The sequence below is a fragment of the Paraburkholderia acidisoli genome (assembly GCF_009789675.1).
GTDB classification, from domain to species: Bacteria; Pseudomonadota; Gammaproteobacteria; order Burkholderiales; family Burkholderiaceae; genus Paraburkholderia; species Paraburkholderia acidisoli.
Genome location: NZ_CP046916.1, coordinates 721,252 through 732,784, shown reverse-complemented (window position 1 = coordinate 732,784; position 11,533 = coordinate 721,252). Strand labels below are relative to the sequence as shown.

The 11,533-nt window shown below is 64.2% G+C and carries 9 protein-coding genes; 1 reads left to right on the top strand and 8 read right to left on the bottom strand.

Translation table 11 applies throughout. The features are described 5' to 3' along the window. Positions 1–2: 2 nt before the first annotated feature. A complete protein-coding gene (locus FAZ98_RS32185; RefSeq protein ID WP_158958659.1) occupies positions 3–929 on the top strand; it encodes an OmpA family protein in 927 nt (308 codons plus the stop codon). 45 nt (positions 930–974) lie between these two features. Here FAZ98_RS32185 and FAZ98_RS32180 read toward each other — a convergent pair whose 3' ends face one another. The 8 genes from FAZ98_RS32180 to tssC all read right to left on the bottom strand — a co-directional run bounded on the left by FAZ98_RS32180 (position 975) and on the right by tssC (position 11,528). Then, on the bottom strand, positions 975–1,931 hold the full coding sequence (locus tag FAZ98_RS32180) for a DUF3592 domain-containing protein (protein WP_158957782.1): 957 nt from the start codon (positions 1,929–1,931) through the stop codon (positions 975–977). Between the two features lie 71 nt (positions 1,932–2,002). Beyond that, positions 2,003–3,136, bottom strand: a complete 1,134-nt coding sequence (gene tssA, locus FAZ98_RS32175) for a type VI secretion system protein TssA (protein ID WP_158957780.1) — start codon at positions 3,134–3,136, stop codon at positions 2,003–2,005. 29 nt (positions 3,137–3,165) lie between these two features. Further along, positions 3,166–5,838 carry a type VI secretion system ATPase TssH gene (tssH, locus tag FAZ98_RS32170; protein ID WP_158957778.1) on the bottom strand — a complete coding sequence of 891 codons (2,673 nt, stop codon included), beginning with the start codon at positions 5,836–5,838 and terminating at the stop codon, positions 3,166–3,168. Between the two features lie 54 nt (positions 5,839–5,892). After that, on the bottom strand, positions 5,893–6,978 hold the full coding sequence (gene tssG, locus FAZ98_RS32165) for a type VI secretion system baseplate subunit TssG (protein ID WP_158957776.1): 1,086 nt from the start codon (positions 6,976–6,978) through the stop codon (positions 5,893–5,895). Continuing rightward, the gene (tssF, locus tag FAZ98_RS32160) at positions 6,942–8,780 is read right to left on the bottom strand and encodes a type VI secretion system baseplate subunit TssF (protein ID WP_158957774.1); all 1,839 of its coding nucleotides are present in this window, start codon (positions 8,778–8,780) and stop codon (positions 6,942–6,944) included. The genes tssG and tssF overlap by 37 nt, the downstream gene beginning before the upstream one ends. Before the next feature lie 39 nt (positions 8,781–8,819). Beyond that, entirely contained in the window at positions 8,820–9,299 is a 480-nt protein-coding gene (gene tssE, locus FAZ98_RS32155; RefSeq protein ID WP_158957772.1) for a type VI secretion system baseplate subunit TssE, read from the bottom strand. Between the two features lie 80 nt (positions 9,300–9,379). Next, positions 9,380–9,883 (bottom strand): Hcp family type VI secretion system effector, encoded by a 504-nt coding sequence (locus FAZ98_RS32150; protein WP_158957770.1) that lies wholly within the window; start codon positions 9,881–9,883, stop codon positions 9,380–9,382. A gap of 151 nt (positions 9,884–10,034) precedes the next feature. Beyond that, positions 10,035–11,528, bottom strand: a complete 1,494-nt coding sequence (gene tssC / locus FAZ98_RS32145) for a type VI secretion system contractile sheath large subunit (RefSeq protein WP_158957768.1) — start codon at positions 11,526–11,528, stop codon at positions 10,035–10,037. Between the last annotated feature and the right edge of the window lie 5 nt (positions 11,529–11,533).

The following is an 11,533-nucleotide window of genomic DNA, read 5'->3' as shown; positions in this document are numbered from 1 at the left end:
CGATGGCCGGTATTGCCGCATCATTGAAGTCACCCTTCGCGGCGCCCTTCGCGGCCGCCTTGCTCGCGTTCGCGAGTGCCGCCGCGTACGCCGACGACGCGAGTCCCGCACGCGTGACGCCCGTGGACAACAGCGGCGCGCAGGTGCGCACGACCGTGTTGCCCGGATCGATGCCCGCAGCCGCGCCGCGCGCCAACGCACCCGTGACCTCGGTACCCGCGCCCGTCAACGCCGCGCCGGGCCAGGTGGTCGCGGGCGGCAAGGTGCCCGACGAAGCCACGCACGCCGCCGTGCTCGCGAAATTGCGCGACACGTACGGCGCGGGCAACGTGGTCGATCAGATCGAAGTGGGCGAAGTGTCCACGCCCGCGAACTGGTCCGATAACATCCAGAAACTGCTCAACGCCCAGCTCAAGCAGATTCACAAAGGACAGCTGAAGATCGACGGCACGCAGATCGACGTGCGCGGCGAAGTGGGCAACGAGGCCACGCGCCAGCAAATCGCGAGCGACATGGCGAACGCACTCAATCCCACCTATACGATCCGCAACGGCTTGCGCGTGAGCACCTCCGAGCAGGGCCTGCTCGACCAGACGCTCGCGAATCGCACGATCGAATTCGAAACGGGCAGCGCCACGCTCACGCCGCAAGGCCGCGCGATTCTCGACCAGATGGCGGCCGTGCTCGCGAAGATGAACACGCGCACGGTGGACATCATCGGCCACACGGACAACTCGGGCAATCGCGCGTCGAACATCGCCTTGAGCCAGGCGCGCGCCGACGCCGTGAAGGGGTATCTCGTCACCAAAGGTATTTCACCGCAACAGATGACGACCACGGGTGTGGGCCCCGATCAGCCGATCGCCTCGAACGACACGAGCGACGGCCGCGCGCGCAATCGGCGCATCGAGTTTCGCGCCGGTCTGTAATGCGGTGAGTTCGCCGGGCTCGCGCGCCACGCGCGAGCCACTCGTCTAGCGCTTCTTCTTGCCCGCGCCGAAGCCGAGTACGCCGTACAAAAACCACACACCGAGCGCCACCATCGGCGCGCCGATCCCGCATAGAATCGCCGCCGCGCCCCAGCGGTCGCCGAACGTGACGAGCTGCGCGCGCAGCGGATTGTTCGGGTCGTACATGACATCGACCGACTCGCCCGCCGTCAACGTATTCCCCATCGACGACGACCCTTGCACGAAGGTGACCGGTTGCCCGTTCGCGCTCGTGAACTGCACCACGGCCGAATCGAGGTGCTTGCGCGAGTAGGCGCACGCACGCTCTTTCAACCCGAGCACGGTGCCCGTGGTTCGCACATACCGACTCGACAGATGAAGCTCGTGCACGAGCAATGCAGCGGCAATCACTAACGCGATCGCGCCGATCGCAATGGGCGCGAAACAGATCAGCACATTGCGACGATGGATTGCCCGGCGCTTTTGCGCGACGCTGCGCGGCGCCTTGCGTGCGCCGCCCCGATCTCGCGGATAAACGCGCGCAATCGCGCCAATGCCCGCGAACACCAGACCCAGCGCAGCGGTGATGGAAACGGGAAACCAGCGCTCGCTGAAATTGTCGACGACATAATCCTGCGACGGATGGGCGGGATGGTAGTAGAGCGTGACTTTCTCGCCGAGTTCGTAAGCCGGTGGCGTGGAGCCGGTATGGCCCTCCACTTCCACGCGCGCCCCGCTCTCGGGAACGAAAGAAAAGACCGGATGAAAGCTGCGCAAGTCGCCGCTCTCGTTCAGAAAGCGCACCACGGTCGCTTGCGTTGGCGTCATCGCCCGCATCGACGACCACGACGTGCCCGCCCACACCGCCGCGATCGCCAGCAACACGACACCCAGCGTGAGCATCACGACCGCGGCATTCAGAATCGACGCGCGCGAATGGGCGTTCACGGCGTGCTCGGTGGCGAGCGTGTCTTCACGCATGGTGTCCCTTGTTGGCTTTGTTATTCACGTCCGATGAGCGAGCGAGTCAAACCGCAATTCACGCGCGACGCTCAATGCCCTTCGTCGGGTTTCACGCCGAGCATTTCGCGCAAGTGCGAGAGCGTGCCATCGTCTTTCACCACGCTCGACAGCCACTGATGCAGAGGCATCTCGGCCCATGCCGCGGCTTTATCCGCGAGATACGCAGCCGGACTATGCGGCTCGGTCTCGCGAAAGAACGCCGCCACGGCGCGCAATTGCGCCACGGCGTCCGCACGGGTTTGAATGCCCGCTGGCGTGCGGATCGGCATACGGATCGTGTTCGTCATGCTTTCCTCGGCGGACAAGGGCGTTTTGAAACTCGGTTCCGCGCGTTCGTGCGCGGCAGCTTGCGCGGCTTCGTCGGGCGAAAGCGAGGGCGCGGGCACGGCGGCTGGCGCGTGAACGTCCACGCCCACGTCGCGTGCGAAACGCTCGGCGAGCCGGTACACGCTCTCGCACGCGTCGCGCGTCTGGCGAAAGCTCGGCGCATGTTCGCCCGCATGGCGATCCAGCGAAGTATCGAGCGCGGCAAGCGCCGTTTCGAAGGTCTTCAGTTGCGCGAGCAACGATCGATAGAACGCGGGCGACGTCGTGCGCTTCGAGGCTTCGATCTGCTCGACCGAAGGCTTGCCGCGCGCGATATCGTCGGCGTGGTCGGGGTCGCGCTTGATTGCCTGTGCCACGTGCGTGGCCACTTCCCAGTCGATCGCGCTATAGGCCGTGCCCGCCTGGGTGAGCGGCACCGAGCGCAGCAGTTCGGCCGAGCGTGCCGCGAGCCACGCCACGTTGCCGAGACGATATTCCACGTCGTCGCCTTCGGGCAGCGGGTGCACGGTCTCCCAGTAGCGCTCGACGAGCCCCGTGAGCAGCGCGTAGCCCTGCGTGAGACCGGGCACGCCTTCCTGAATGGCCAGCGCCTCGGTGAGCCACACGGCAAGACGCAGATCCTTGGTTTGCGAGCGCAGCAACGCGCTGCTGCGCTCGATCACGAAGGGCCAGTCAGCTTCCTTGATTTCGGTGATCCACTCGCCCTGGTCGAGCGAGGGGTCGTCGAAGCGGCGCGCATGCTGGATCGCGTCGAAATCCGACGAGAACAGCAGATCGTCGCCGCACGGCGAGGTGTCGTTAACAGGCGCCAGCAGCGCTTCGGTATCGGTGGACATCGTTTGACTCAGTCGGTTTCAGGCACGCGTCATTCGACCGTGTAGGCGAACTCGTCGCTCTCGTCGGCGCGCACGCTAACGCGCAGGAGCGGCGTGCCCTCGGCAATGCGCTCGAGCATGTGCTGCGCGAGTTCGGGCAGCAAGGTGCCGTTAAGAATGTGATCGACGTTGCGCGCGCCCGAATCCACTTCGGTGCAGCGCGCGAGCACGGCGTCGACCAGCGACTCGTCCCATTCGAAGGTTGCGCCATGATTGGCGTCGATACGGCGGCGAATGCGTTCGAGTTTCAGGTCGATGATCTCGGCGAGCACGTCGTCGGAAATTGGGTAATACGGCACGACCTTCATGCGGCCGAGAAACGCGGGCTTGAAGGTCTTGTAAAGTTGCGGACGCAACAATTCCGTGAGCGCCTGCGCGTCGGGCATGTCTTCCTCAGGCTTGTTCAGGCAGGCCTGCATCACCGACGTGGAACCCACGTTCGAGGTGAGGATGATGAGCGTGTTGCGGAAGTCGATCTCGCGCCCTTCGGCGTCGTCCATCGTGCCCTTGTCGAACACCTGGAAGAACATTTCGAGCACGTCGGGGTGCGCCTTTTCCACCTCGTCGAGCAGCACGACCGAATAGGGATTGCGCCGCACCGCCTCGGTCAGCACGCCACCCTCGCCATAGCCCACGTAGCCGGGCGGCGAACCCTTGAGCCCCGAGACGCTGTGCGCCTCCTGGTACTCGCTCATGTTGATGGTCACCAGCTTGCGTTCGCCGCCGTAGAGAATGTCAGCGAGCGCGAGCGCGGTTTCGGTCTTGCCCACGCCCGAGGGACCCACGAACATGAACACGCCACGCGGCTTGTTCGGATCTTCGAGATTCGCGCCCGCCGTACGCACGCGCTGCGCGATCGCTTCCAGCGCGTGATCCTGGCCGATGATGCGCTCCGCGAGCAGCGGCTTGAGGTTGAGCACGGTCTGGATTTCGTCCTTGACCATGCGGCCGAGCGGGATGCCGGTCCACGACGCGACGATTTCCGCCACGGCGTGCGCGTCTACCTGCAGCGGCACCATGGGCGCATCGCCCTGCAACGCGTTCAGGCGTTCGAGCAGCGCGGGCAGCGCTTCACGCGCCGCGTCGGCCTCGCGAATTCGTTCGGATGACGTATTATCCTCGCGCGCCGCGTCGATCCGTTCGCGCAGCGCTGCGATCTGCGTCACGAGTTCGCGCTCCTCGCCGTAGCGCACTTCGTGATCCGCCACTTCCTGGCGCGCGGCCGCGGCATGTTCGCGCAGTTCGGCGAGACGCTCCTCGTGCGCCGCGCCATGCACGGCTTCGCGCTCCAGGCTGGCGATCTCGGCTTCGATGCGTTCGATCCGCTTCTTGCCGTCGTCGATCGCGCCAGGCGTCGAACCTTGCGCCAGCGCCACGCGCGCGCACGCCGTGTCGAGCACGCTCACCGCTTTGTCCGGCAATTGCCGCGCGCTGATGTAGCGATGCGAAAGGCGCACGGCTTCGGTAATCGCCTCGTCGAGAATGCGCACGTTGAAGTGGCACTCCATCAAGCGCGCGATACCGCGCAGCATGGCGGCGGCGATCGCTTCGTCGGGTTCTTCCACCTTGACCACCTGGAAGCGCCGCGCGAGCGCCGCATCCTTTTCGAAGTACTTCTTGTACTCGCTCCACGTGGTCGCGGCGATGGTGCGCAATTCGCCGCGAGCGAGCGCGGGCTTCAGCAGGTTGGCGGCATCGTTCTGACCCGCCTGCCCGCCCGCGCCGATGATCGTGTGCGCTTCGTCGATGAAAAGCACGATGGGATGCGGGCTCTTTTTCACCTCGTCGATCACGCTCTTGAGGCGATTCTCGAACTCGCCCTTCACGCTCGCGCCCGCCTGCAGCAGCCCCATGTCGAGCACGCGCAATGCCACGCCGCGCAGCGGTTCGGGCACGTCGCCCGCCGCGATCCGCAAGGCGAGCCCCTCGGCCACGGCTGTCTTGCCCACGCCCGGCTCGCCCGTGAGAATGGGGTTGTTCTGGCGGCGGCGCATGAGAATGTCGATGGTCTGGCGAATTTCGGCTTCGCGGCCGATCACCGGATCGAGATGCCCGTCGCGTGCACGTTGCGTGAGATCCGTCGTGTAGGTGTCGAGCGCGGGCGTTTTCGACGCGCCATTGGCCACGCCCGCCACCGCGTCATTCGCGCTGGCCGAAGTTGCTGTGCGCGCGCCTTCCGGCTGCACCGCCTCTTCCGAGCCTTCGGTCACTTCGTCGAAGCGATGCTTGAGATCGGCCGCCGACACCTCCGCGAATTGCGCCGACATGCGCTGCGCGAATTGCGCGAGATCGGGCGCGCTCAGCAAGGCGAGCAGCAAATGCCCGGAGCGAATACGCGCAATATGCGAATCGAGCGACGCGATCAGCCACGCCTGTTCGAACAACGCGATCAGATGCGGCGAAAACACCGGCGTGCGCGTATTGCCGGACTTCAGCTGCTGCAACTCGCGTTCGAGATCGGCGCGCAACGCGTGAGCGTCGACACGCGCATGGCGCAGCACGCACACGAGATCGCTCTTCTGCGCGTCGAGCAGCGCAAGGAACAGATGCTCGAGGTCCACTTCGTAATGCCCGCGCGACAGGCACAGGCTCGCGGCGCGCTCGGCGGCGAGCCGGCTGGTCGTATCGAGCTTCGCGATCAGGGTCTTCAGGGGCGTGCTCATGGTGTGCGCTGTGGCCTCGTTTATTGTGGTTGCGTGTATCGCGTGTCTGCGTGGTCAGTGAATCACGTGCAGTTCGTAGCGCGCGTCGGAGCGATCCCGGTCCGCTTCGTGAGTAGAGAGGAACGCGTCCCAACCGAGCCGCGCACCCGCGCCGAGCCGGCTGCCACCCACGTCTTCGCGCCGCAGGATCAGCAGCACTTCGTATTCGAGCGTCACACGCGCGAGCAGCGTGAGCATGCGCTCCAAAGCGATCGCATGTTCGGCGCCGGGCAGGAACGCCTCGTACTGTGCCTTGGAAAGCGGCCCGATCACGAGCCGCGCGCGCATGTCGCGCTGCCAGACCCGTTCGCCCGCGAGCGCCGTCGCGCCCAGCACGACGTTGCGCTGCCCCAGCATCGACAGTTGATCGGGTGGCACGTCGTACCATTTGCCGACGAATTGCTCGACACGCACGGGCACGCCGAAATAGTCGGAGAGCGAATTGCGCAGATACGCCGCGGACACCGGCTGATGGCGCGCAGCCACCGCGTGCCCTGCGATCGACTCGTCGAAGATCGCACCCGCACCCTCGTGCAGGCCGTCGCGCGAGGTCTCGCTGGCCACGCCCGCGAGCGCGAGCAACAGCGGCAAATAGCGCTCGTCGCGATCGAGCTCGTAATGGAGCGGGAGGCGATACTTCTTCCACGCCGAGTAGAACAGCGCCGTGGCGCGATTCGAAAACACGTCGAAGAATTCGCGCGCGGCGCGATCGCGCCGCAAATGCTCGCGCGCGGCAATCTGCTCGGTGTAGCTGAGCGGCAAGGCGCCCTGTGCGCCCAGCAAACCGAAGAACGCGGGCGTGATGTCCACACTGTCCAGTTCGCCCGCCACGAGCGCCGCCGCGCGCTGCTCCGCGCCCGCGAGCGGATCGCCGGCCGCGTCGTACGACGTCGCGCCTTCGATCTCGCTCGGCGGAAAACCCAGCGAGAGCGTATTGCGAAACGCAATGCGATGCGGCAGCACATCGCGCTGCCGCGTTTCGGTGTGATCGACGAACCAGCGTTCGAGCAGGCGCACCGCCTGAAAAAACGCAAAGCGATGCGGCTCCTCGAGCAGCCGCCCGATTACGCCAGAATCGATTCGCCGCTGCGGGGCAAGCATCGCATGATCTCCTCGCCGGTGCGCCGCGAGACGACCACCAGTTGCACGAAACTGTTGATGTGCACGTAAAGACCGAAGAACACGTCGATCACGCGCACGAAGGTGCCGAGACTCGTGCCGACGAAATGATCCTCGTCCACCGTGAGCCGTATTTCGAGCCCGCGCACGAAGGTGGCGAACGGTTTGCCGGGCAGCCACTGCACGGCCGCGCGCTGCTCGATATCGACAATGCCGTCCACATGGCGCGCCGACACCGCCGTGCGCCGCAAGTCATACAGCGAAAGCATTTCCTTGAGCGTCGTCGCGCCCTCGCTCGCCAGCGAAACATGGTTGAGCGCGAGATGCGAAATGAGCCGCCAATGCGCGGCCTGGCGGCGCTCGAAGCGCACGCACGGCGTGGGCCGTTGCAGCAGCGCGATGCTGCTCGTGATCGAACCGCCTTCGATGAAAAGATCGCCGCCTTCGAGCCCGATGGCGAGTCCCGCCGGTAGATCGCGATTCGTGCAGGTGAGTTCGAGACTCAACGTTTCCGCCTGCTTCTCGACCAGATCGAAGTCGATATCGACGATCGAAATTTCGGTTTCGTAGCCGGGGCTCTTTTGCGCCACCCAGTCGTCGCGGCGCGAAAACCAGTAATGGCCCGCGCGCGTGGCTTCGCCGTGACGCAACGAGTAGAACGGGCGGAATTCGATCACCGATTCCTCGTGCGCGCGCTGGCGCACGAGTTGCACCGAATCGATCGAATACACCTCGTAGGCGAAGGCGCGGCGTGCTTCCGCCACCACGGGATACGACACGGCCTGATGATCGAGACGAATGGGTTCGCCGTGCTGCTTGAAAAGATTGACGACGGGCGTGCAGAACAGCCGCAGATGATGCGCCGCGAGCGCGTCGAGCAAACGCGCGGCGTGCGAGTCGCCGCGCACGTCTTTCAACACGATATGCAGCGTGAGACGGCGGCACCGGCCCACTGCGCGCGTCATCGCGTCGAGATTGAAATCGACGAAATCGAACTTCTCGGGAAACGCGAAATACTCGGTCAGCAGCCGATAGGCCGGATGCGATTTCGCCGGGTAATCGATCAGCGCTTCGCTTTCGTCGAAACCCGCCTGCGCGTACGGCAGCGACGAGAGCGCGCGCCAACGGCCGTTGCGTTCGGGCTCCGCGTACGCGGCAATCGCATTGACGAACAGGCAGTCGCCAAGCGCCGCAATGAACGATTGCTCGCCTTGCAGATGCGCGCGCAATTTGCCGCTTTTCAACGCGCCCAGATCGAATTGCGGCGCGGTGGATTCGAACGTGATCGAAATGATGCCGCTGGCGTTTTGCGGCAATACGGTCGCGCTCGGCGCGCCTGCCGCGGGCATGAAGCGCGCTTCCGAAATACGGATCGGCGCGAGCGTGACGTCATACACCGTGCGAAAGCGGCATTGCACGCCGCGAATCGGCCGCGACTTGAGTTCGGTACCGCGCTCGATCAACACGGGCTCGGTGAGATTGCCGAATGCGCCCGGCGTGCCGAGTTGCGCAATCGAGCACGAAGGAAACGGCCGCAAATAGTGCGGATACAGCACTTCGAGCAGGGCTTCGGTGAACTCGGGGTAATCGTCGTCGAGCCGCTTGTTGATACGCGCGCCGAGCAGCGCGAACGACTCGATCATGCGCTCGACGTGCGGGTCTTCGCAGTGCTCGCCGGTCAAGGCGAGACGGCCCGCGATTTTCGGGTAGCGCTGGGCGAATTCGCGCGAATAGCGTCGCAGAAACGACAATTCGCGCTCGTAGTAAGGCAATAACTCTTCCATCGACTCCCCCGCCCCCAATAACGCTATGCGCGTGGCGCTTTATGACTTCGCGCGCGCCCGCGTGACGGAATACTGCAGCGTGGATGGTTGCAGCATCGCGTCGAAATTGACCGGCTCCTCGGCCGGGTGCACCACCAGCAGCGCCTGGATCGCGAAGTACAACGCGCTCGTGGACGCTTCGTTCAGTTCCAGCGTCACGCTCACGCGCTGCAGCCGCGGTTCGTGGCGCTCGATCGCCTGCTGGATTGACCTGCAGATGAACGCGCGATCGTAATGACTCGCGAGACTCAGGCCCGCGAAGTCGTTGAGCCCGTAAGTGAGTATCGACTGGCGGCATTCGGGCAACGCCGCCAGTTCGTGTTCGGTGAACGCGATGCGCGTATTGAGGATCGACTCCAGGTCGCGCGCGACCGTGGCCTTGAGTTCGTCGATCGACAATTGCCGCACGGCCGCCGGTGCCGGCGAGTGCGGGTCGTCGTCGAACAGCTTGTCGAGCAAACCCGGTTCGAAACGCTTCATCGGTACAGGTCAAACAGTCGCTGATGCAAGGCGAAGCGGCACTCGCCGCCTCGCGCTCCGGTCCTGCGCAGGCGCAGTGTTTAGACGGCGTACGTCTTGTCGTTCTTCGTGAGGCTCCACGCGCCCTGCGCGTTGCCGCCCTGGTTGCCGCCAATCTTTTGCTGCGTGTACTTCCATTGCACGGCCGCGTACTTGAGCGAGAACTGCTCGTTCGGCAAACCTTCGCCCACAACTTCCGGCGTGATGCTCGAAATGATCACGTACTTGAGCTTGATTTCGAGGTACTTGATACGGTTGCCTTCGCCGTCCGAACGCATGAAGTCGATCGTGACTTCGTCGAACGTCGTGCCGCCCGAAGCGTGTTGATAGAGCAGCGGGCTCACGACGTCGATATCCTTCGTGAAGCGCATGTCGGCGTGCTCGCAACGCTCGGCCGTGTGACCGCCGGCCGTCGAGGCCGTGGCGGAGCGCGGTTGCAGGATCGAGTGATTCCACGTATCGATTTCGATCCAGCCCGCGTGGTCCTTGTCTTGCGACTCGCCCTTGATCGCGGGATTACCGAACTTTAGATAAATGTCCTTCATGATGCCTCGACTCCCCAGAGTGGTGGTTTGCACGGTATATGCGAGCCCATCTTGACTCGCACATAGATCGGAGCGGTCCGTTCGCGGGCGGCTCGGCCCGCTTCGGACTGCTGATTTCACGACGATCGCGGGTCGATGCCCGCTTACGTGATTACGAGTTCGCCGGCTTCGGCAGTTCGGCCACGAGGCGCAGCGAAATCGACAACTCGTCGAGCTGGAAATGCGGCCGCAGGAACGCGACGGAACGGTACACGCCCGGCCGGCCCGGCACTTCCGCAACCTGGATCGACGCTTCGCGCAACGGGAATTGCGCTTTCTGCTCCTGGGTCGCGTTGTCGTCGAGCAGCACGTACTGCGAAATCCAGCGGTTCAGGAACACTTCCACGTTCTGCGCCGAAGCGAAGCTGCCGATCTTGTCGCGCATCATCGCCTTGAGGTAATGCGCGACGCGCGAGACCGAAAAAATGTACTGAAGCTGGGCGGAAAGCACGGCGTTCGCATTCGCGCTGTCGGTGTTGTACTTCTTCGGCTTTTGCACCGACTGCGCCGCGAAGAACGCCGCATAGTCGGAGTTCTTGCAATGCACGAGCGGAATGAAGCCGAGGTCGCTCAATTCTTTTTCGCGGCGGTCCGTGATGGCGATTTCGGTCGGGCACTTGAGCGCGACTTCGCCGTCGTCGGTCTTGAACGTGTGGGTAGGCAGGTCTTCCACCAGACCGCCGCCTTCCACGCCGCGAATGGCCGCGCACCAGCCGAAGTCGTCGAAGGCCGCCGTGAGGCGCGCGGCGAATGCCCATGCCGCGTTACACCAGAGATACTTGCTGTGGTCGGTGCCGTCCACGTCTTCCACGAAATTGAAACCTTCCGCCGTGGCGCCATCCTTCGGGTTGAACGGCAGGCGGCCGAGGAAGCGCGGCAGCGTGAGACCCACGTAGCGCGAGTCTTCGGCGTCGCGAAACGACTTCCACTTCGCGTATTCGACCGTGTCGAACACCTTGCCGAGATCGCGCGGACGACCGAGATCGGCGAACGATTCGAGGCCGAGCAATTCCGGCGAAGCGGAGGCGATGAACGGCGCGTGCGCCGCCGCCGCGACATGCGACATCTGCTCGATGAAATACATGTCTTCGGGTTGACGCGTGATCTCGTAGTCGCCGATCAACGTGCCGAACGGCGCGCCGCCGAACGTGCCGAATTCCTCTTCGTACACTTTCTTGAAGAGCGCGCTCTGGTCGAATTCCACTGCCGTCTTGAAGTCGCGCACGATATCGCGCTTGGGCGCATGGAGCGCCTTGATCTTGATGGTCGAACCCGTGTTGCTTTCCTTGCACAGATATTCGAGCCCGCGCCACGTGCCTTCCAGGCGCTGGAATTCCGGCGCGTGCATCACGGCGCTCAACTGTGCGGAAATCAGCTGATCGAGTTCGGCCACGCGCGCGTCGATGGTCGCGGAAAGATTGTTCGACACGACCACGGTGCCTTCGAGCACCTGATTCACGAGTTCGCCGATCAGGTCCTTCGCACGGGCATGTTCCGATTCCGATTTCGCAACCTTGCTCTTCTCGACGATGTCGTCGAGCAACGAAGGCGCGGTTTGCACGTCTTCCACGGCCACGGCGCGTGCCGCGCCAGTCTGCTGGTTCATATCGG